Below are 22,241 nucleotides of genomic sequence, written 5' to 3' on the forward strand. Positions count from 1 at the left end.
GCGCCGGCAACATTTCTCGCGCCAAACCTGTCCTCGAGGACAATACCCGGCGCGGCGGCGCGTCCGTACCATCATGGTCATCTCAGTCAATCCCGGAGTGGATCGCCATGGCCAATTCTTCCCCCGCCGTCGTCACCGCCGTCACCGGCCGTGCCTGGATACGCAACAGCGATGGTTCGCTGACCGAATTGCATGAAGGCAGCAAGGTGCCGCAGGGCAGCGACATCGTCACGGCCTCGGGCTCCACGGTGGCCCTGCAGGTCGACGGCGGCATGCCGCTGGTGATCGGCGAAGGGCGCGAAGTGGCCGTCACGCCGGACCTGAATGGCGGCGGCGGCGACGCCTCCGAGGCCGCGGTGGCCCTGCCGACCACGACCGATTCGGAGCGCCTGCTGGCCGCCCTGCAGGATGGCCGCGACCCGTTCGACGACCTGGACCCCACGGCCGCGGTCATCGGCGGCAGCGGCGACAGCGCCGGCAGCAGCTTCGTACGCCTGGCCAAGATTCTCGAAACCACGACCCCGATGGACCTGGCGTACCCGAATCCGGGCCGCGGCGAAGACGGCGTGCGCACCTTCCTGGGCGGCGCCACCGCCGGCGCCGACGACGAAGCCGCGCCCGCGCCCGCCAACCAGGCGCCCAACGCGCTGGACGACCTGGGCCAGACCCGCCAGGGCGAAGCGCTGCGCGGCAACCTGATGCTGAACGACTCGGATCCGGACGGCGATCCGCTGACCGTGGTTTCCGTCAATGGCCGGCCGATGACTGCCGGCGGCCTGACGCTGCCGGGCAGCGGCGGCGGCACGTTCACCGTGCAGCCCGACGGCTCGTACACCTTCGTGCCGGGCAATGAGCACCAGGCGCTGGGCGAAGGCGAGACGACGACCACCACCATCACCTATACGATTACCGACCCGTCCGGCGCGACCTCCACGGCCACGCTGACGGTCACCGTCACCGGCACCAACGACGCGCCCACCCTGACCCCGGGCGTGACGCTGGCCGACCAGGCCAACGACGACGGCGAGACCATCGCCCCGGTCGATATCTCCGGCCAGTTCCAGGACATCGACAACGGCGATACGCTGACCTTCACGGCCAACGGCCTGCCTCCGGGCCTGACCCTGGACCCGGCCACCGGCATCATCTCCGGCACGCTGGACAACTCCGCCTCGCAAGGCGGCAACAACGGCGTCTATACGGTCACCATCACCGCCACCGATGCCGGCGGCAAGAGCGTCACGCAGACTTTCGAATGGGACGTGACCAACCCCGGCCCGACCGCCGTGGCCGACACCGGCGCGACCGACGAGGACACCACCCTGTCGGTCACCGACCCGGCCCAGGGCGTCCTCAGGAACGACACCGACCCGGACAACGACGACCTGCACGTCTCCGCGGTCAACGGCCAGCCCGGCAATGTCGGCGCGGCCATCGCCGGCGACAACGGCGGCACCTTCACGCTCAACGCCGACGGCACCTACACCTTCAACCCGGGTCCTGACTTCCAGAACCTGGCCAAGGACGCCACCGCCACCACGTCCATCACCTACACCGTCTCCGACGGCGAAGGCGGCACCTCCACGGCCACGCTGACCATCACCGTCACCGGTACCAACGACGCGCCCATCCTGACCCCGGGCGTGACCCTGGACGACCAGGCCAACGACGACGGCGAGGCCATCACCCCGGTCGACATCTCCGGTCAATTCACCGATCCGGATACCGGCGATACGCTGACCTTCACCGCCGAGGGCCTGCCCCCCGGCCTGACGCTGGACCCGGCCACCGGCATCATCTCCGGCACCCTGGACAACTCCGCCTCGCAAGGCGGTGCGAACAATGACGGCGTCTATACCGTCAAGATCATCGCCACCGACGCCAACGGCGCCTCGGTCAGCCAGAACTTCGAGTGGGATGTCGCCAACCCCGGCCCGACCGCCGTGGCCGACACCGGCGCGACCGACGAGGACACCACCCTGTCGGTCACCGATCCGACCCAGGGCGTGCTCAAGAACGACACCGACCCGGACAACGATGACCTGCACGTCTCCGCGGTCAACGGCCAGCCCGGCAATGTGGGCGCGGCCATCGCCGGCGACAACGGCGGCACCTTCACGCTCAACGCCGACGGCACCTACAGCTTCAACCCGGGTCCTGACTTCCAGAACCTGGCCAAGGACGCCACCGCCACCACGTCCATCACCTACACCGTCTCCGACGGCGAGGGCGGCACCTCCACGGCCACGCTGACCATCACCGTCACCGGCACCAACGACGCGCCCATCCTGACCCCGGGCGTGACGCTGGATGACCAGGCCAACGACGACGGCGAGGCCATCACCCCGGTCGATATCTCCGGCCAGTTCGAGGATGTCGACGCCGGCGATACGCTGACCTTCACCGCCGAGGGCCTGCCCCCCGGCCTGACGCTGGACCCGGCCACCGGCATCATCTCCGGCACCCTGGACAACTCGGCCTCGCAAGGCGGTGCGAACAATGACGGCGTCTATACCGTCAAGATCACCGCTACCGACGCCAACGGCGCCTCGGTCAGCCAGACCTTCGAGTGGGATGTCGCCAACCCCGGCCCGACCGCCGTGGCCGACACCGGCGCGACCGACGAGGACACCACCCTGTCGGTCACCGATCCGGCCCAGGGCGTGCTCAAGAACGACACCGACCCGGACAACGATGACCTGCACGTCTCGGCGGTCAACGGCCAGCCCGGCAACGTGGGCGCGGCCATCGCTGGCGACAACGGCGGCACCTTCACGCTCAACGCCGACGGCACCTACAGCTTCAACCCGGGTCCTGACTTCCAGAACCTGGCCAAGGACGCCACCGCCACCACGTCCATCACCTACACCGTCTCCGACGGCGAAGGCGGCACCTCCACGGCCACGCTGACCATCACCGTCACCGGCACCAACGACGCGCCCATCCTGACCCCGGGCGTGACCCTGGCCGACCAGGCCAACGACGACGGCGAGGCCATCACCCCGGTCGATATCTCCGGCCAGTTCGAGGATGTCGATGTCGGCGATACGCTGACCTTCACCGCCGAGGGCCTGCCCCCCGGCCTGACGCTGGACCCGGCCACCGGCATCATCTCCGGCACGCTGGACAACTCCGCCTCGCAAGGCGGCGCCAACAATGACGGCGTCTACACCGTCAAAATCACCGCTACCGACGCCAACGGCGCCTCGGTCAGCCAGACCTTCGAGTGGGATGTCGCCAACCCCGGCCCGACCGCCGTGGCCGACACCGGCGCGACCGACGAGGACACCACCCTGTCGGTCACCGACCCGGCCCAGGGCGTGCTCAAGAACGACACCGACCCGGACAACGATGACCTGCACGTCTCGGCGGTCAACGGCCAGCCCGGCAATGTGGGCGCGGCCATCGCTGGCGACAACGGCGGCACCTTCACGCTCAACGCCGACGGCACCTACTCGTTCAACCCGGGCAATGCCTTCCAGCATCTGCGCCAGGGCGAAAGCGCCCAGACCTCCATCAGCTACACGGTTTCCGATGGCGAAGGCGGCACCTCCACGACGACCCTCACGGTCACCGTGACGGGCGTCAACGACACCGGCACCGTCTCCGTGAACCTGGGCGCCGACGATGGCAAGGTGTACGAAGCCGGCCTGGACAATCCGGCCGACGACCGCGAAACGACCAGCGGCACGATCACGGTTTCGGCCAGCGACGGCATCAGCAGCGTCACCATCGGCGGCCAGACCTTCACGGTTGCGCAGCTGAGCGGCGACCTGAGCAGCCTGCCGACCATCGATACGACCGAGGGCACGCTGACGATCACGGGCTACACGCCTTCGGCCGATGGCAAGAGCGCCGACATCACGTTCAGCTACACGCTGAATGAGGCGCAGACCCACAGCCAGCCGGGCAATGACACCATCACCGACAACATCGGCGTGACGGTGACCGGCAACGGCGACAGCGAAACGAGCAGCTCGTTCAACATCACCATCGTCGACGACGTGCCGACGTTCCAGACGGTGACCGATACCGTGCTGGCCAACGAAGCGGGCCAGACGCAGACCGGCACGCTGGAATTCGAAAGCGGCGCCGACGGCCTGGGCTCGCTGAACATCACCAACATCACGGGCCTGCCGGGCGACTGGACGACGAGCGCGCTGAACAATGCGTCCGTCAACATCTTCTCGCCGGACGGCACGCACGTGTTCACGGTCACGCTGAACACCGACGGCACCTACACCGTCGAGCAGCTGGCGACCCGGCCCGGAACGACCGAGTCCGTGAACATGGGTTCGCAGATCACCAACTCGCCGCAGGCCAGCTACGACTTCGGCATTGCGTCGGTGACGGTGCTGCACAGCAACCAGCAGGGGCAATTCAACGGCAAGGGGTCGAACGTTCCGAACGTCAGCCATGAGTTCGGCATCGGCAATACCTGGTTCGAAGGCGGCGAAAGCTTCCAGATGACCTTCGACTCGCCCATGCTGAACTTCAACTTCGGCATCGCCACGGTGAACAACCCGGGGTCGGTAAAGGTCACGCTGTTCGACGGCGTCAATACGCTGGTCCTCACGGTTCCGGTCAATGCGGGGGATACCTCGCTGAGCATCACGCAGGCGCAGATCGAGGACGCCGCGGCCGCCTTGAACCCGCCGATCTCGTTCGGCGAGTTCACCACCGCGACCCTGGAAGGCGTCGGCGGCCTCAAGGTCTCGCTGACGACGCTGTCGTACACCAACAGCGTGCCGGCCGAGGACATGGACTTCACGGTGCACGTCACCGGCACCGACGGCGACGGCGACCCGGCGCAGACCGAGTTCGACGTCACTTCCGGCGCCGAGGCGGCCGTCGTGGACGCGTTCAACCGCGTCATGGAAGACACGGGCGATACCGTCGGCGGCTCGGTCCAGCTCTCCACGGCGCTTGCCGTCGTGAGCGTGTCCGTCAACGGCAGGGACGTCACGAACGCCACGCAGGCCGACCCGGTCACCTTCAACACCGGCAAGGGCACGCTGGTCGTGACCGGCTACGACCCGCAGACCGGCGCGCTGAGCTACACCTATACCGAGAAAGGCCAGGCCCATAACCACGGCAACGGCAAGAACAGCGTGCACGACGACTTCACGGTCACGGTCACGGACAGCGACGGCCAGGAGCGCAGCGGCGACCTGGTCATCCAGATCCTGGACTCGGTGCCGACGGCGCACGCCGACCTGGGCAACGTCACCGAAGGCGTGACGCAGAACGTGTCCGCCGCCGACGGCGTGCTGGCCAACGACACCAGCGCCGACGGCTGGCACCATGCCGGCGCCATCGTGGGCGTGGCGGCCGGCGATACCGGCGTCATCTCGCACGGCAAGGTGGGCCAGGCCATCGACGGCCTGTACGGCAAGCTGACGCTCAATGCCGACGGCAGCTACAGCTACAAGGCCAACGCCAGCGGCCAGGGCGCCTTGCCCGGCGATGGCCAGGACGTGTTCACCTACACGGTGCGCGACGCCGACGGCGACCTGACCTCGACCACGCTGACGATCAACATCGACCAGTTCGTGGCCGGATCCAACGACAACAACACCATCACCGGCGGCGCCGGCAACGATGTGATGCTGGGCGACCAGGGCGGCATCAAGCAGAACGTGACCGCGGGCACCAGCTACAACATCGCGCTGGTGCTGGACCTGTCCGACTCGATGAACGACAAGTGGGGTTCGGGCTCGAACAAGCCGACCCGCCTGCAAACCGCCAAGGACGCGCTCAAGGCCCTGCTGGAGAACCAGCTGGCCGTCCATGACGGCGAAATCAACGTGTCGCTGATCACCTTCAACGGTTCCAGCAGCGCGCTGAAGAAGTCGATCACGGGCCTGACGCCGGACAACGTCGATGAGATGGTCGACATCCTGATGGGTCTGAAGGCCAGCAGCACCACGCCGTACGGCGCGGCGTTCGACCGGACCACGCAGTGGTTCGAAGGCCAGCCCACGGTGGACAGCGAAGGCAAGCCCTACAAGAACCTGACGTTCTTCCTGACCGACGGCGAACCCAGCACCGAGTGGAGCTACAACCGCGACAACGAGTTCGCCGAGCTGGCCGCGATCAGCGATGTGCATGGCATCGGGATCGGCTCGGGCGTTTCCACGTCCACGCTGAACAAGTACGACAACACCGGCGGCTACTACACGGGCGGCCAGGAAACCCACGTCAACTTCTCCGGCAACTCGAACGCCAACAACGTCAACACCTGGGACAAGGACGGCACCGGCACGGTGACCAAGAACGACAACGCGATGCGTATCACGGATACGACCGCGGATGGCCAGGCGTTCAAGGTAACCATGAACCCCGACCACAGGATGAACGTCACCAGCGCCGGCGGCGCCTCGTTCAGCTTCGCGCTCAGCATGGGCAACAAGAACCCGGCCGACAAGTTCGAATGGGTCCTGATGAAGTGGGACGGCACGCAGTGGAACGAGGTCGAGCGCGGCACCGACGCCAGCACTCGCACGGGTATCCACGGCCCCGGCCAGTACGGATTCCAGTTCATCGTCAACGACAACAGCGGCGGCGGCCAGTTCTATGCCACAGTGGACACCATCCGCAGCTACACGTCGGGCCGCACCGGCAACTCGCAGACCGTGCTCGATCCGTCGGACCTCGAGTCGGCCCTGATCGGCGGCAGCCAGAGCACCGAGCTGGCGCCGGTCGGCAACGACAAGCTGTATGGCGGCGACGGCAACGACATCCTGTTCGGCGACGCGATCAACACCGACAACCTGCCGTGGGGCGTGGCGGGCAATCCGGCCAAGCCGGCCGACCTGCCCAACGGTTCGGGCCTGGAGGCGCTCAAGGACTTCCTGTTCCTCAAGAACGGCGTGCAGCCCACCGATGCCGACTTGCACAAGTACATCTCGGAGAACCACGCGCTGTTCGACGTGGATGGTGATACGCGCGGCGGCAACGACGAGCTGCATGGCGGCGCCGGCAACGACATCCTGTACGGCCAGGGCGGCAACGACAAGCTGTACGGCGGCGACGGCGACGACATCCTGTATGGCGGCGCGGGCACCGACGAGCTGCGCGGCGGGGCCGGCAACGACGAGCTGCATGGCGGCGACGGCAAGGACCTGCTGATCGGCGGCCAGGGCGATGACATCCTGTACGGCGGTGACGGCAGCGACACCTTCAAGTGGGAGCTCAACGACCAGGGCGTGGTGGGCGCGCCGGCGCGCGACACGATCAAGGACTTCTCCAATGCCGATATCGCCGACGGCGGCGACGTGCTTGACCTGCGCGAGCTGCTGCAGGGCGAGAACAGCGGCAATCTGACGGAGTTCCTGAAGTTCTCCAGCGACGGCCAGGACACGGTGATCCAGGTCAACACCCAGGGCAATGTGAATTCCCAGGGCGCGGACCAGACCATCGTGCTGGAGAACATCGACCTGACGGCTGGCGGCACCAAGGACGACGCCGCCATCATCCAGGACCTGATCAGCCGCAGCAAGCTGCAAGTTGACCAGTAAGCCCGGTGCGCGGGCGGTGCGCCGCAAGGCGTGCCGCCCGCCGGCGGCGCGGGAACGCGGAAAATGTCAAAATATGTTTCATGCCATTGTCCACCCGTCCCCGTAAAGCGCCGCGCCTGGCGCTGGCAGCCCTGCTGAGCCTGGCTTGCGGGTGGGGTGGCGTCCACGCGCTCGATGTCGATACCGGCAAGTTGCAAAGCCTGGCGGCCAGCCGCTACGGCGCGCGCGGCGCGCGCGCCGTGGATGACTGGCTGCAATTGCTGCGCAACGACACCTCCGCCACCGAAGCCAACAAGCTGGCGCGCGTCAACGCGTTCTGGAACCAGCGCGTGCTGTCCGGCGAGGACATGCACATCTGGGGCCGCGCCGATTACTGGGCCACGCCGCTGGAAACCCTGGGCAAGGGGGCCGGCGACTGCGAGGACTATGTCATCGGCAAGTATTTCTCGCTGATCTCGCTGGGCGTGCCCACCGAGAAGCTGCGTTTCATCTATGTGCGGGCCCGCATCGGCGGACCGTACAGCAATCAACAGATCGCGCACATGGTGCTGGGCTACTATCCCACGCCCAACGCCGTGCCGCTGGTGCTCGACAGCCTGATCTCGACCATCATGCCGGCCAACGAGCGGCGCGACCTGACGCCCGTTTTCAGTTTCAATGCCGACGGCGTCTACGTCGACGGCAAGCAGGCCAGCCCGGTGGACCGGCTCAGCCGGTGGCGCGACCTGCTCCTGCGCATGGAGCGCGAGGGCCTGCGGCCCTGAGATCCAGGAAATCCTATGTCCATACTTCGTCGACTGCTGCTCAGCCTTACCCTCGCCATCGGGATCATCCTGCTGGGCACGCTCGTGCTGAGCATCAACGCGGCGCGCGGCTACCTGTCGGACCAGCTGCAGGTGCAAAGCACCGACGCCGCGGTATCGCTGGCGCTGTCGCTGTCACAGCCGGCCAACAACGACCCGGTGACGCAGGAGCTGCTGGTGTCGGCGCTGTTCGACGGCGGGCACTTCGCGCTGGTGCGGCTGGCCGACCCGCAGGGCGCGGTCATGGTCGAGCGCGGCGCGCAGCCCGCCGCCAGCGTGCCGGGCTGGTTCCAGGCGCTGGCCCCGCTGGCCAACCGCGCGGCCAGCCACGCGGTCAGCGACGGCTGGCGCCAGATCGGCGAGGTCACGCTGGTCGCCAACGACGCCTATGCCTGGGAGACCCTGTGGGCCAGCAGCCTGCGCATGACGGCGCTGATCACCGGCGCCGGCTTGCTGTGGGCGCTGTTCGCCTTCGCACTGGTGCGCTGGATCGAGAAGCGCCTGCTGTTCCAGGTGAGCGAACAGGTGCGCGCCATCGACGGCCGCGCCAGCGGCGAACAGGCGTTCGCGCGCGTGGCGGAATTCTCCGGCGTGGTCGACGCCCTGGCGCAGACCCGCGAGCGCGTGCGCGCCACGGCCGAGGAACAGAGCAGCCGCATCGAATCGCTGGAAGTGGAGCTGAACCAGGATCCGGTCACCGGCCTGGCCAACCGCAAGTACTTCATCAACGAGTTCCGCCGCGCGCTGGACGAAAAGCCCGCCGACACGCCCGCGCTGCCGGCCCGCCTGTCGAGCGCCGGCGGCCATGTGCTGGTGTTCCGCCAGCGCGACCTGACGGCCCTGAACCGGCACATGCCGCGCCAGTTCATCGACCAGTGGCTGCAATCGGTATGCGATCGCATCAACACCCTGGTCACCGCCCAGGGCCTGGCGCAGTCGCTGGTGGCCCGCCTGAACGGCTCGGACTTCGCCGTGCTGCTGCCGCATTGCGCCGAGCCGCAGGCCCAGGTCATCGCCGACCTGGTGCGCGCCGAACTGCGCACGCTGCGCATTCCGGTGGGCGAAGGCGGCCTGTGCCGCTGGGCCATGGCGCTGGCCGACTATGCGCCAGGCGCGCAGTTCAACGGCGTGCTGGCGCGGCTGGATTTCGGCCTGACCCGGGCCGAAAGCTCGGGCGACGACCACGCCGTGCTGGTCGGCCCCGACAACGCCAACCCGTTCTCCTCCACCGGCCAGTCGGCCTGGATGGACGCCCTGGTCACCGCGCTCGACCAGCAGCGCTTCAGCCTGTCGTTCGAGCCGCTGCGCGCCGCCGACGGCAGGCTGGTGCGCATGGAAGCCATGCTGATGCTGCACAACGACGACGCGCGCGAACCCATACCCGCGATGCTGTTCATCCCGGCCGCGGTAAGGCTGAACCTGTCGGCCGAATGCGACCTGCAGGCCGTGCGCCTGGCGCTGGACTGGCTGGCCGCCCAGCCGGGCGAGCTGGCGGTGCGGCTGTCGCTGCCGTCGCTGGGCAAGCGCAGCTTCCTGCGCCAGCTGGAGCTGATGCTGGCCGACCGGCGCGCCCAGGTGGGCCGCCTCTACCTGGAGGTGGATGCGCACGGGCTGGTCGACCGCGAAGGCGACGTGATCGCGCTGGAGCGCATCGCCGCGCATTTCGGCGCGCATCTCGGCCTGCGCCGCCTGGCCCAGCAGTTCGGCGCCATGTCGCGCCTGCATTCGCTGCCGCTGGCCTACGTGAAACTGGGCGGCGGCTTCGTGGGCGGCATGTCGCAAAGCCCGGGCAGCCGGCAACTGGCCGGCTCGGTCATCGATACCGCGCGCGCGCTGAATATCGAGGTGTACGCCGAAGACGTGCCGGATACGGCCACGCGCGACATCCTGGCGCGCATGGGCGTGGAAGTGATGCGCGGGCCGGGCGTCACGCCGCCGCCGGCGCAGGACTGACACCGCCGCCCCCGGCCCGCGCGCGCGGGCCCGGGCGCGGCGCCGCTTACTTGCCGCCCTTGACGGTGGTGTAGGCGGCGATGAGGTTGCGATAGTCGGGAATGTGGTTGGAGAACAGCGTGCCCAGGCCCTCGATGTCGTTGCGCCAGTCGCGATGCAGTTCGCACGCCACGCCGAACCAGGTCATCAGCTGGGCGCCGGCCTGCTCCATGCGGCTCCAGGCCGAATGGCGCGTGACTTCGTTGAAGGTGCCCGAGGCGTCGGTCACCACGAACACTTCAAAGCCCTCCTCGATGGCCGACAGGGCCGGAAAGGCCACGCACACTTCGGTCACCACCCCGGCGATCAGCAGCTGCTTCTTGCCGGTGGCCTTGACCGCCTTGACGAAGTCCTCGTTGTCCCAGGCGTTGATCTGGCCCGGGCGGGCGATATACGGCGCCTCGGGGAACTGGTCCTTCAGCTCCTGCACCAGCGGGCCGTTGGGGCCGTCCTCGAAGCTGGTGGTCAGGATGGTCGGCAGCTTGAAATACGTGGCCAGGTCGGCCATGGCCAGCACATTGTTCTTGAACTTGTCGGGGTCGATGTCGCGCACCAGCGACAGCAGGCCGACCTGATGGTCGACCATCAGTACGGCGACGTTGTTCTTGTCCAGCTTGGCATAGCGTTTGCCCATGATGTGCTCCTTCGTGGGTACCCAGGATCCGCGCGCCGCGGCAGGGTGGGCCCGGCGCGCGCGTTGAACAGGAGAACAAGATAAGGCCGGCGCCCCGCTTCCGCCTAGATGCAGAATCGGCCCCTCAGCGTTCCAGATACAGGACGCCGAGGGGCCGGCGGCGCGTTCAGAGATTGCCCGTGGCCTTGCCGATACGCCAATATATGCCGCCGCCGGTCATGCCGCCATCGACCGGCAGGTCGGCGCCGGTAATGAACGAGGCGTCCGGCCCGAGCAGGAACACCACCGCCGCGGCGATCTCGTCGGGATCGGCGCCGCGCCCAAGCGGCGTGGCGTCGCGGTTGCCGTCGTGGAACAGGCGCGCGCGCGCCGCGTCGTGCACCGCATTGGGCTGCATGATCATGGGCGTCTCGACCAGGCCCGGACACACCGTGTTGACCCGCACCCCCTGGTCGGCCAGCTCCAGCGCGGCGGCGCGGGTCAGCCCGCGCAGCCCCCATTTGCTGGCCGTGTAGGCGGCGCTGAAATAGCCGGTCAGGCCGGCCGTCGACGACGTGTTGACGATGGCCGCGCCACGCGGCATCAGCGGCGCCAGCGCCCGGATCGCCAGGAACGGCCCGTCCAGGTTGATCTCCAGCAAGCGCCGCCATTCTTCGGGCGCGGTTTCGGTGACGGTCTTGCGCAGCGTGATGCCGGCATTGTTGACCAGCCCGTAGAGCGGCGCGCCGGCCGCGGCCAGGTCGGCCGCCAGCGCGCTCCAGGTTGCCTCGCGCGCCACGTCGGCCACGCGCGGATGCAGGCGCGGCGCCGCCGGCCCGGCGGCCTGCGCCAGTTCGCGCCAGCAGGCGTCATCGGCGGGCAGCACGTCCAGCGCGTGCACGATGGCGCCGGCGGCGAGCAGCCGCAGCACCTCGGCGGCGCCCTGCCCGCGCGCCGCGCCGGTCACCACCACGGCCTTGCCTTCCCAGTATTGCGTCATGATGCGCTCCTCCTCAGGCCTTGGAGACGCCGCCATCGGCCATCAGCACATGGCCGGTGACATAGGACGACGCCTGCGACGCCAGGTACAGCGTCGCCGCGGCGATGTCATCGGGCTGCCCCAGCCGGCGCGACGGGATGCGGGCGATGTACTCGGCGTAGGTTTGCGCGTCGCCATGCATCCAGCTGCTCATGGGCGTGTCGATGAAGCCGGGCGCGATCGCGTTGACGCGCACGCCCAGCGGCCCCCACTCCAGCGCCAGGCACTGCGTCAGGTGCGCCACGCCCGCCTTGGCCGACGCGTAGTCGGCGCAATTGGGGCGGGGCTTGATGCCCGCATAGCTCGACAGGTTGATGATGGCGCCGCTGCCCTGGCGCGTCATGTGGCGCGCCGCCGCCTGGGCGCCGAAGAACGTTCCCTTGAGGTTGATGTCCAGGGTGCGCTGCCAGGTCTGCTCGTCGAGCTCCAGCGCCGGCATGCGCGCCATGAAGCCGGCATTGTTGACCCAGATGTCGAGCGCGCCGTACTGCTGCGCCACGGCGTCGGCCAGCGCGCGCGAGGCGGCCGGGTCGGCGACGTCCAGGGCGCGGCAATCGACGTCCTGGCCCGATTCGCGCATGGCCTGGGCCAGCGCCTGCGGGTCCAGGTCGGTGGCCACGACCCGGGCGCCCTGCTCGCGCAGGGCCGCCACGATGGCGCGCCCGATGCCGCCGCCCGCGCCGGTCACCACGGCGATTTTTCCTGCCAGATCCTGATATTGCATGTTGTTCTGCTGCATGAGAGTCGAGGTTCAGTTGTAGGCGGCGCGCCGCGGGGCGGCCGCATGGTCCGGTTCGCCCGGCAAGGGAATGTCGTTGAGGTCCATGCCCGCGGTTTCCCGGATCAGGAAGGCGCCGATGAAGGCCATCACGCCCAGCGCCGCGACATAGGCGGTGTAGACCCAGCCCAGGTCGTGCGCGCCCAGCCAGGCGTTGATATAGGGCGCGGTGCCGCCGAAGATCGCCACCGAGAGCGAGGAGATGAAGCCCACGCCCATGGCGCGCGCCTGGGTCGGCACCTGTTCGGCGATGAAGGCCGGGAAGATCGCCGCCAGCAGCGCCCACACCAGCAGGCCGATCAATTGCGCCACGAACAGCGTCCAGGGCTGCGAGGTCACGATGTGCGCCACCGGGAACACGGCCAGCGCCACGCCCAGCCCGAACGCCATCACGATGGGCTTGCGGCCGTAGCGGTCGGCCAGCCAGCCGCACACCGGCAGCCACAGCAGGCACACCAGCTGCGCGATCAGGCTGGCGGTGTAGGCGCCGGACGGGTCCATGCCGCGCGTGGCAATGGCGGTGGCCGGGGCGAACGTCACCCAGGTGTAGTAGGTGGCGTTGGAGGCGGCGGCGATCATCACGATGTTGCGGGCGATGCGCAGCGCCTGGCCGCGCGTCATGGCCGGGCCGGCCGGCCGCCCGCCGGCCTGGCGCGCATGCTCCTCGAACACTTCGCTTTCGCTGGCGCTGCGGCGCATGTACAGCGCATAGACGCCCAGCAGCGCGCCGACCCCGAAGCCGACCCGCCAGCCCCAGGCCTCCATGGCTTCCTTGCCCAGCATGGAGGTCAGCAAGGCGGCCAGCGCGGTGGCCGCCATCACGCCCAGCGTCACGCTGATGAACACCGAGCTGGACCACAGGCCGCGGCGCGCAGGCGGCGCGATCTCGGCCACATAGGTATACGCCACGCCCGACTCGCCGCCGTGCGCCAGGCCCTGGGTCAGGCGGCACACGAACAGCAGGATCGACGCGTAGACGCCGGCCTGCTCGTAGGTGGGCAGCAGCGCGATGGCCAGGCTGGTCAGGGCCAGCAGGCACATGGTCAGCACCAGCGTGAACTTGCGCCCGTAGCGGTCGCCGATGCGGCCGAACAGCCAGCCGCCCACCGGGCGGGCCAGGAAGCCCCCGGCGAACACGCCCAGCGTGGCCAGCAGCGCCGAGGTCGGATCGGCCGGGTCGAACAGGTTCATCGCCAGGTAGGCCGAGAACGTGCCGTACAGGGTCCAGTCGAACCACTCCAGCGCGTTGCCGACGGCGGCCGCCCGCAGCGACGTCAGGCGGCGCCGCAGGTCCTGTGTCTCCATGATTTGTTGTGTCATTTTCTTGTATTCCGGTATGCGCGCGTCAGCGCAGGTGAAGGGCAAACCAATCGGCCGCCGCCTGGCTGGTGCGGTCAAAGTGGTCGGTATAGACGGAGTAATGCCCGCCAGGCAGCAGCAGCAATTCCTTGGGTTGCTGCGCGTTGTTGAAAGCGTCCTGCTGCAGGTCGGCCGGGGTCAGCCCGTCGCTGGCCGCCACGATCATCAGCAAGGGCGTGGGCGCGATGCGCCGCGCATACACGCCGGGCTCGTAGGTGCGCGCCAGCTCCAGCGAACGCAGGGTCACCGCGTTGACCCATTGCGGGCAACGGCGCGCCTCGCCCGTCATGTAGTGGTAGGAGTCGGGGCCGGGATAGGCGACCGGCGCTTCCGGATCGGGGTCGACCATGCGCAGCGTGGCCGGCTCGGCGCCGGCGAAGCGCGCCTCGCGGTCGGCCTCGAAGGCGGCCTGCAGCGCCTGCGCCTTGTCGTAGCGCACGCGCCGCTGGGCGGCCGTGAAACCGCTGGTGGTCGGCACCTGGCTGACCACGCATTTGACGCGCCGGTCGATCGCCGCCACCGTCAGGGCGTGGCCGCCGCTGTAGCTGCTGCCCCAGATGCCGATGCGTTCGCGGTCCACCTCGGGACGGCCGCGCACGTACGAAATGGCGGCGCGGAAATCCTCGACCTGGCGATACGGATCGATTTCCTGGCGCGGCATGCCATCGCTCTTGCCCAGGTTGCGGAAATCGAACGTCAGCGCCGCCAGCCCACGGTTGACCACCGCCGCGGCATAGTCCTCCAGGTCGCCGCCGGCCACCATGGACCAGCCATGCGCCAGCACCACGGCCGGCACCGGCGCGCTGGCGCCGGCCGGGCGGTAGAACGTGCCGCGGATGCAATCGCCGTCGAGCATGAATTCAATCGGCTCCGCCGATCCATCAGGCGCCGGGCGCCCATGCCAGGATTCGTTCATCATCTGTCTCCTCCCTGTAAACAAAGCTAGAATGGAGCAGATTCTGCCCAGCCGCCAAGCCGGGAACAAGCGGTATTATTCACTCAATCAATCGGAATATCCGATCAATTCGCATCATGGACCTGCGCCAACTCGATTGTTTCCTGGCCGTGGCCGGCGAGCTGCACTTCGGCCGCGCCGCCGAAAAGCTGTACATGAGCCAGTCTTCCGTCTCGGAAGCCGTCAAGGCGCTGGAGCGCGCGCTGGGCGCGCCGCTGTTCGACCGCACCAGCCGCCGGGTGGCGCTCACGCCGCTGGGCGAGACGCTGCGCCAGGGCGCCTCGCCGGCGGTCATCATGCTCAAGGCCGCGCTGGACGATTGCCGGCGCCAGGCCAGCGGCAAGCAGCGCCGGCTGAGCATCGGTTTTCTGGGCGGGGGATTCTACGAGCTGTACCGGCCGCTGGTGGCCGAATTCACGGCCGCGCATCCGGGCATCGAACTGGACTTCACCGAACTGACCTATGTCACGCACTACGCCGCCGTGGCCGACGGCTCGGTCGATGTCGCCTTCTGCCGCCTGCCGCTAGGCGCCGACGGCCTGTGCCACGGCCCCATCGTGCTGCGCGACCAGCGCATGCTGTGCGTGCCGCACGACCATCCGTTCGCCTCGGCCCATCTGCTGGACCCCGAACTGCTGGCGCGCGAGCGCCTGGTGCGCATGGTGCCGGGTTCGGTCAACCAGGAGTGGCAGGATTACCACTTCCCGCGCCATACGCCGCGCGGCAAGCCGATCGGCGACGGGCCCATCGTGCGCACCGTGCGCGAAGGCATCGAGGCGGTCAACGCGCGCCAGGGCCTGCTGATGCTGACCAAGCGCGCCGCCAGCTACTACGCCACCCCGCAGATCGCCTTCGTGGAGATCGACCTGCCGGCCATGCCGTCGGCGCTGGTGCGGCGCATCGACGATCACCGCCCCATCCTGCAGGAACTCGATGCGCTGCTGCTGCGCATCGCGATGCGCTACGGGGTGGCGCCGGGCTAGCCGCGCGCCAGCACGCTGGCGATGGCGTCGGCGGCCACCGCCACGTTGTCGCGGTTCAGGCCCGCCACGCACATGCGGCCCGAGCGCAGCAGGTACACGCCCTGGTCGCGCCGCAAGGTCTCCACCTGTTCGGCGCCCAGGCCGGTATAGGTGAACATGCCGCGCTGCGACAGGTAGCGCTGCAGCATGCGCGGCTCGACGCGGCCGGCCAGGCCGTCATGGATGGCGCGCCGCATCGCCTGGATGCGTTCGCGCATGGCGCCCAGCTCGGCCTCCCACGACTGCCGCAGCGCCGGCGTGCCCAGCACCTGCGCCACGATGCGCGCGCCATGGGTGGGCGGGTTGCTGTAGATGGCGCGGATGGTGCTGGTCAGCTGGCCCAGCACGCAGCCGGCCTGCTCGGCGGTTTCGCACACCACGCTCAGCCCGCCGCAGCGCTCGCCGTACAGCGAGAAATTCTTCGAGAACGAGTTGGCCACCACACAGGTCACGCCCGCCTCGGCCAGGGCCCGCACGGCATAGGCGTCGTCGTCCAGGCCGTCGCCGAAGCCCTGGTAGGCCATGTCGACGAAGGCGATCAGGCCGCGCTCGCGCAGCACCGGAATCAGCGCGTCCCACTGGGCGCGATCGAGGTCCACGCCGGTGGGGTTGTGGCAGCAGGCATGCAGCAGCACGATGCTGCCGGCCGGCAGGCCGCCCACCGTGGCCATCATCTCGTCAAAGCGCAGGCCGCCGCTGGCGTCGTCGTAATAGGGATAGGTGTGCACCGCGAAGCCGGCGCCCTCGAAGATGGTGCGATGGTTTTCCCAGCTCGGGTCGCTGACCCAGACTTCCGACTTGGGGAAATAGCGCTTGAGGAAGTCGGCGCCCACTTTCAGCGCGCCCGACCCGCCCAGCGTCTGCACGGTGGCGATGCGGCCGGCGCGGCGCGCGGCGCTGCCGGCGCCGAACACCAGTTCCTGCACCAGGTCGCGATAGGCCGGCAGGCCGCCCATCGGCAGGTAGGGGCGCGGCCCGATGTCGGCCAGCAGCGCGGCCTCGGCCTCGCGGGCGGCGGCCATGACGGGAATGCGGCCGGCCTCGTCGAAATAAATGCCGATGGTCAGGTTGACCTTGCCGGCACGGGGATCTTTCTGGAAATCCTCGTTCAGGCTGAGGATGGGGTCGCCCGGATAGGCTTGGACGTGCTCGAACATGGAACGGCTTCCTACAATGAATAACGGCGCGGGCACGCCCGCGCCCGCGGATACCGACACGGTAACAGGATTTTATCGAACCTCGCCGCCGCCCCACTGCGCCGCGAAGGCGGCGCGGAAGTCGCGCAGCCACGCCAGGCGCTGCTCGCCCAGGCGGCGGCCGGCCTCGGTCTGCATGCCTTGCGGCAGGCGGGCCAGCTTGGCCTCGATGTGGTCCAGCGTATAGCGGCTGTCGTCCAGCGTTCGCCGCGCGGCCAGCGGATCGGACGGATGGGCCAGGGCCCGGCCCAGGCTGCCGCCCACCTGGAACATGCGCGCCAGCCCCACCGGGCCGAGCGCGTCCAGGCGGTCGGCGTCCTGCACGATGCGGGCCTCGATGGTGCGCGGCGCGATGCCGGCCGAGAAACTGTGCGCCTCGATGGCGTGCGCCACGGCGTCCAGGCGCGCGGCCGGAAAGCCCGCCCGCGCCAGGCGTTCGCGCGCCGCCGCGGCGGCCCGGCGCGACGCCAGGTGGCGTTCGGGATGGTTCTTGGGCAGGTTGACCAGATCGTGCAGGTAACTGGCGGCCAGCACGACCAGCGCGTCGGCCTCGGGGTGCGACCGCAGCATGGCGCGCGCCGCGTCCCACACCCGCCGCAGGTGCCCGAGGTCATGCGCGGCGTCGTCCTGGCCGGCCTCCACGGCGATGGCCGCCAGGCGCGGCTGCCAGTGCTCGAGGGCGGCGCGCTGCGCCGCGCCTGCCGCGCCGTCTCCAGGGTTTGTCATCGTCCGGGCCTCCGTGGGGGCCGCCGCGGCGGCCCGAAACGACGATCTTAGCGCGCCGCCGCGAACGGCGCGGCGAAGCGGCGCAGCCGCAGCGCGTTGCTCAGCACGAACACGCTGGACAGCGCCATCGCGCCGGCCGCGAACACCGGCGACAGCAGGCTGCCATTGACCGGATACAGCACGCCGGCGGCCACCGGGATCAGCGCCACGTTGTAGGCGAAGGCCCAGAACAGGTTTTGCCGGATGTTGGCCATGGTGGCCTGCGACAGCGCGATGGCGTTCGGCACGCCGCCCAGGTCGCCCGACATCAGCACCACGTCGGCCGCCTCGATGGCGATGTCGGTGCCGGTGCCGATGGCGATGCCCACGTCGGCCTCGGCCAGCGCCGGCGCGTCGTTGATGCCGTCGCCCACATAGGCCAGCGCGCCGTGCTCGGCCTTCAGGCGCTTGACCGCGTCGACCTTGCCGTCGGGCAGCACTTCGGCGATAACCTCGTCGATACCCAGCTGGCGCGCGATCGCCTCGCCGGTGCGGCGGTTGTCGCCCGTGATCATGGCCACCTTCAGGCCCAGGCCGTGCAGGGCGCGGATGGCCGCGGCGGTGGTGTCCTTGATGGGGTCGGCCACCGCGATCATGGCGGCCAGGCGGCCGTCGATGGCGGCGTACAGCGGCGTCTTGCCCTCGTCGCCCAGGCGCGCCGCCTCGGCGCCGAACACGGCCACGTCCAGCCCCAGCCGCGCCATGTAGCGGTCGGCGCCGATCTCGACCCGCGCGCCGTCGACCCGCGCCGCCACGCCGAAGCCGGTGATCGACTCGAACGCCTCGATCGCGCCCGGGATGGCGCCCTCGAGCTGCGCGGCATCGACAATGGCGCGCGCGATGGGATGCTCGGACTTGGCCTCGACCGCGGCCACCTTGCCCAGCACCGCCGCGCGCTCGAAGCCCTCGGCCAGCACCAGGTCGGTCAGCTCGGGACGGCCCTTGGTCAGGGTGCCGGTCTTGTCCACCGCCACCACGCGGGCGTCCTTGAGGGCCTGCAGCGCCTCGCCCTTGCGAAACAGCACGCCCAGCTGCGCGGCGCGGCCGGTGCCCACCATGATGGAGGTGGGCGTGGCCAGGCCCATGGCGCACGGGCAGGCGATGATGAGCACCGCGACCGCGTTGACCAGCGCGAAGGTCAGCGCCGGATCGGGGCCGAACACGAACCAGACGGCGAAGGTCGCCAGGGCCACCGCCATGACCGCCGGCACGAACCACATGGTGATGCGGTCCACCAGCGCCTGGATGGGCAGCTTGGAGCCCTGCGCCTGCTCGACCATGCGGATGATCTGCGCCAGCACGGTGTCGCCGCCCACCTTGGTGGCGCGCAGCGCCAGCGCGCCGTTCTGGTTGACCGTGCCGCCCACGACCTCGGCGCCCGGCTGCTTCTCGACCGGCACGGGCTCGCCGCTGATCATGGATTCGTCCACGAAACTGGTGCCCTCGGTCACCTGGCCGTCCACCGGCACGCGCTCGCCCGGCCGCACTTCGACCACGTCGCCCGCCGCCACCTGCGCGATCGGCACTTCCACGGTGGCGCCGTCGCGCCGCACGCGCGCCGTCTTGGCCTGCAGGCCCATCAGGCGCTTGATCGCCTCGGAGGTGTTGCCCTTGGCGCGCGCCTCCAGGTAGCGGCCCAGCAGGATCAGCGCCACGATGACCGCGGCCGCCTCGTAATAGACGTTGACCGTGCCCGGGGGCAATACGCCGGCGGCGAACGTGGCGATGACCGAATACGCATAGGCGGCCGCCGTGCCCACGGCCACCAGCGAGTTCATGTCGGGCGCGCCGCGCAGCAGCGCCGGCACCCCCTTGCGGAAAAAGCGCAACCCGGGGCCGAACAGCACGATGGTGGCCAGCACGAACTGGATGTACCAGCTGTTCTGCACCCCGATGCCGTTTGCCACGGCATGGTGGAAGGCCGGAATCATGTGCGAGCCCATTTCCAGCACGAACACGGGCAGCGCGAACACCGCGGCCACGGTCAGCGAGCGGCGCAGGCCCCGCAGTTCGGCCGCCTGGCGCTGGGCCGCGGCATCGGCGGCGGCGCCGCCCTTATCCAGCGCACGGGCCTCGTAGCCGGCGGCGGCCACCGCCTGGACCAGCGCCTGCGGCGCCGGCGTGCCCGCCACTTCGACATGGGCGCGCTCGGTCGCCAGGTTGACGCTGGCCGCGCGCACGCCCGGCACCGCCTTCAGCGCGCGTTCGACGCGCCCCACGCAGGAGGCGCAGGTCATGCCCGAGATGGCCAGCTCGATGGTGCTGGCGGCCACGCTGTAGCCGGCCTGCTCGACCGCCCGCACCGCCGCGCCGACATCCGGCGCGCCGGCAAAGTGCACGTCGGCGCGCTCGGTCGCCAGGTTGACCACCGCGTCGCTGACGCCCGGCACCGCCTTCAGCGCGCGCTCGACGCGCCCAACGCACGAGGCGCAAGTCATGCCCTCGACAGGCAGGCTGATGGCGCCCGCCGAGGGCGCGCCGGCTGGGGAACTGGCATTCATCACGGCTCCTTCAAACAATGGGGATCGATAACATGACCCCACTGTAGACCTTGCCATTATTGGAAGGTCAAGCGCCGGCGTCGCGCGCCTTTATGCCAGATGCGTGACGAAATAGATCTTCTTGACGTGGCGGTCCACTTCCCAGCGGCCGGTATAGCCCTCGGGCATGATGAAGGCGTCGCCCGCCTTGACCGCGTGGACCGTGCCGTCCGGGTCCACCAGGCGCGCCTCGCCCTCGATGATGTGGCAGTACTCGATGTAGCCGGTGGTGTTGGACTGGAAGCTGCCGCGGGTGCTCTCCCACACGCCGGACTCGACCTTCCCCTGCCCGCCCTCGAAGGCGGTCACCGTGCGAAACGACGCGTCGCCGGCAATGGGCCGGCTGGGCTTGCCCGCCACCGGGTTGATCATGGGGCCCGTATCGATGCGGACCAGGCGCGATTTGTCGTGTTGCGGCATGGGTTCCCTTTGCAAGTTCACTGGAAGGCCGGCACCGCCACTGCGGCGGCCCGGAACCGGACTATAGCCAATCGCGGCTCTGACAGGCGCGGCGCGCCCGCCGCGGGCCTCCCTATATGCCTAAAGCGTATAAACACCAGCCTAAAATTTCATGGAAAACCCTAGTTTTAGTATGCGAAACTCAGGTCAAACTCCGTTCTGGAAAAAAAAACTACTTTTCCGGGATTTCACAGTTTTCATGAGCACGTTATTTCGCCGCGCGCCGCGTACCATCATTGCTGCCCGCGATTGACCTCGCACTCCACCGACCACGACACCATCGGCATGCCCAACCTGAACCTCAGCCTCGACCATACCGGATTGATCGTCTTCAAGCTGGAAGACGCGCGCCAGGCCTTCGAACGCCTGGGCTTCACCCTCACGCCGCGCAGCATGCACGCCGGCGCGCTGACCCCGGGCGGCCCGGTGGTGCCCTGGGGATCGGGCAACCATTGCGCCATGTTCCGCAACGGCTACTTCGAACTGCTGGGACTGGTGGAGCCGGACAAGCCCAGCACCGCGCGCCGCATGCTGGACCGCTACGAAGGCCTGCACATCGTGGCCATGGACTGCGAGTCGGCCGACGCCATGCACCCGCGGCTGACGGCGGCGGGCGTGCCGGCGCCGGCGCCGGCCACGCTGGAGCGCGACGCGGCGTTCGGGCCGGCCAACGACCAGACCCGGCGCGCGCGCTTTCGCAACATCAACCTGGACGGCGAGGCCTATCCCGAGGCGCGCTTCATCGTCATCGAGCACGGCACGCGCGACGTGCTGTGGCAACCCCACCTGCTCGACCATCCGAACGGCGCCACCGGCCTGGCGGCCATGTACTTCGCCGCCGCCGACCTGTCGGCCACGCTGGAGCGCTTCCAGCGCCTGCTGGGCACGCCCAGCGCGCACGGCGACGCCTATTGCTTCGAGCTGCGGCGCGGCCGCTTCTGGGTGATGTCCGAGGCGGCCATGCGCGCGCACTGTCCGGTGCTGCGCGACGGGCCCGTGCACCGGGTCGCCGCCGCCTGCATCGAGGTCCGGTCGCTGCCGGCGCTGCAGGAATACCTGCAAGCCCGCCAGATCGATTACGTCGCCGCCCCGTACCTGGACGGCGCCGCGCCGTCCATCTGGGTGGCGCCCGCGCAGGCCAGCAGCGCGGCGCTGCAATTCATCCAGGCCCGATAACCTTCCAATAACACCCGATAACCC

The 22,241-nt window shown here is 69.2% G+C and carries 14 protein-coding genes; 5 read left to right on the top strand and 9 right to left on the bottom strand.

Translation table 11 applies throughout. The features are described from left to right. Positions 1 to 107 precede the first annotated feature (107 nt). From CAL11_RS18405 to CAL11_RS18415, 3 genes are all read left to right on the top strand, one after another. Complete coding sequence (locus tag CAL11_RS18405; protein WP_086093772.1) at positions 108 to 7,520, top strand: retention module-containing protein; 7,413 nt, start codon at positions 108 to 110, stop codon at positions 7,518 to 7,520. 80 nt (positions 7,521 to 7,600) lie between these two features. Continuing rightward, on the top strand, positions 7,601 to 8,284 hold the full coding sequence (locus CAL11_RS18410; RefSeq protein ID WP_086093773.1) for a transglutaminase-like cysteine peptidase: 684 nt from the start codon (positions 7,601 to 7,603) through the stop codon (positions 8,282 to 8,284). A 15-nt stretch (positions 8,285 to 8,299) separates the two neighbouring features. Next, positions 8,300 to 10,276 (top strand): bifunctional diguanylate cyclase/phosphodiesterase, encoded by a 1,977-nt coding sequence (locus CAL11_RS18415; protein ID WP_086093774.1) that lies wholly within the window; start codon positions 8,300 to 8,302, stop codon positions 10,274 to 10,276. A 46-nt stretch (positions 10,277 to 10,322) separates the two neighbouring features. On the opposite strand, the gene ycaC is transcribed toward CAL11_RS18415, so the two are convergent. From ycaC to CAL11_RS18440, 5 genes are all read right to left on the bottom strand, one after another. Further along, entirely contained in the window at positions 10,323 to 10,949 is a 627-nt protein-coding gene (gene ycaC, locus CAL11_RS18420; protein WP_086093775.1) for an isochorismate family cysteine hydrolase YcaC, read from the bottom strand. A 166-nt stretch (positions 10,950 to 11,115) separates the two neighbouring features. Next, entirely contained in the window at positions 11,116 to 11,928 is an 813-nt protein-coding gene (locus tag CAL11_RS18425; RefSeq protein ID WP_033453908.1) for an SDR family NAD(P)-dependent oxidoreductase, read from the bottom strand. Positions 11,929 to 11,941: 13 nt separating this feature from the next. Continuing rightward, entirely contained in the window at positions 11,942 to 12,691 is a 750-nt protein-coding gene (locus CAL11_RS18430) for an SDR family NAD(P)-dependent oxidoreductase (protein ID WP_086094627.1), read from the bottom strand. Between the two features lie 27 nt (positions 12,692 to 12,718). Continuing rightward, on the bottom strand, positions 12,719 to 14,065 hold the full coding sequence (locus CAL11_RS18435; protein ID WP_086094628.1) for an MFS transporter: 1,347 nt from the start codon (positions 14,063 to 14,065) through the stop codon (positions 12,719 to 12,721). 25 nt (positions 14,066 to 14,090) lie between these two features. After that, positions 14,091 to 15,020, bottom strand: coding sequence for an alpha/beta hydrolase (locus CAL11_RS18440; RefSeq protein WP_086094629.1), 930 nt, complete (start codon positions 15,018 to 15,020; stop codon positions 14,091 to 14,093). Between the two features lie 116 nt (positions 15,021 to 15,136). On the opposite strand from CAL11_RS18440, the gene CAL11_RS18445 reads away from it, so the two are divergent. Next, positions 15,137 to 16,042, top strand: a complete 906-nt coding sequence (locus CAL11_RS18445; RefSeq protein ID WP_086093776.1) for a LysR family transcriptional regulator — start codon at positions 15,137 to 15,139, stop codon at positions 16,040 to 16,042. Here CAL11_RS18445 and CAL11_RS18450 read toward each other — a convergent pair. The 4 genes from CAL11_RS18450 to CAL11_RS18465 form a co-directional block, all read right to left on the bottom strand. After that, positions 16,039 to 17,238, bottom strand: a complete 1,200-nt coding sequence (locus tag CAL11_RS18450; protein ID WP_086093777.1) for an amino acid aminotransferase — start codon at positions 17,236 to 17,238, stop codon at positions 16,039 to 16,041. The genes CAL11_RS18445 and CAL11_RS18450 overlap by 4 nt on opposite strands. A gap of 72 nt (positions 17,239 to 17,310) precedes the next feature. After that, on the bottom strand, positions 17,311 to 18,003 hold the full coding sequence (locus tag CAL11_RS18455; protein WP_086093778.1) for an HD domain-containing protein: 693 nt from the start codon (positions 18,001 to 18,003) through the stop codon (positions 17,311 to 17,313). Positions 18,004 to 18,050: 47 nt separating this feature from the next. Next, the gene (locus CAL11_RS18460; protein WP_086093779.1) at positions 18,051 to 20,543 is read right to left on the bottom strand and encodes a heavy metal translocating P-type ATPase; all 2,493 of its coding nucleotides are present in this window, start codon (positions 20,541 to 20,543) and stop codon (positions 18,051 to 18,053) included. A 90-nt stretch (positions 20,544 to 20,633) separates the two neighbouring features. Further along, a complete protein-coding gene (locus tag CAL11_RS18465; protein WP_086093780.1) occupies positions 20,634 to 21,002 on the bottom strand; it encodes a cupin domain-containing protein in 369 nt (122 codons plus the stop codon). A 288-nt stretch (positions 21,003 to 21,290) separates the two neighbouring features. Between CAL11_RS18465 and CAL11_RS18470 the strand changes: the two genes are divergently transcribed. Beyond that, positions 21,291 to 22,217: a VOC family protein gene (locus CAL11_RS18470; RefSeq protein WP_086093781.1), complete on the top strand. Its 927-nt coding sequence runs from the start codon at positions 21,291 to 21,293 to the stop codon at positions 22,215 to 22,217. Positions 22,218 to 22,241: the final 24 nt, after the last annotated feature.

Source organism: Bordetella genomosp. 6 (assembly GCF_002119705.1).
Lineage (GTDB): Bacteria > Pseudomonadota > Gammaproteobacteria > Burkholderiales > Burkholderiaceae_B > Bordetella > Bordetella bronchiseptica_F.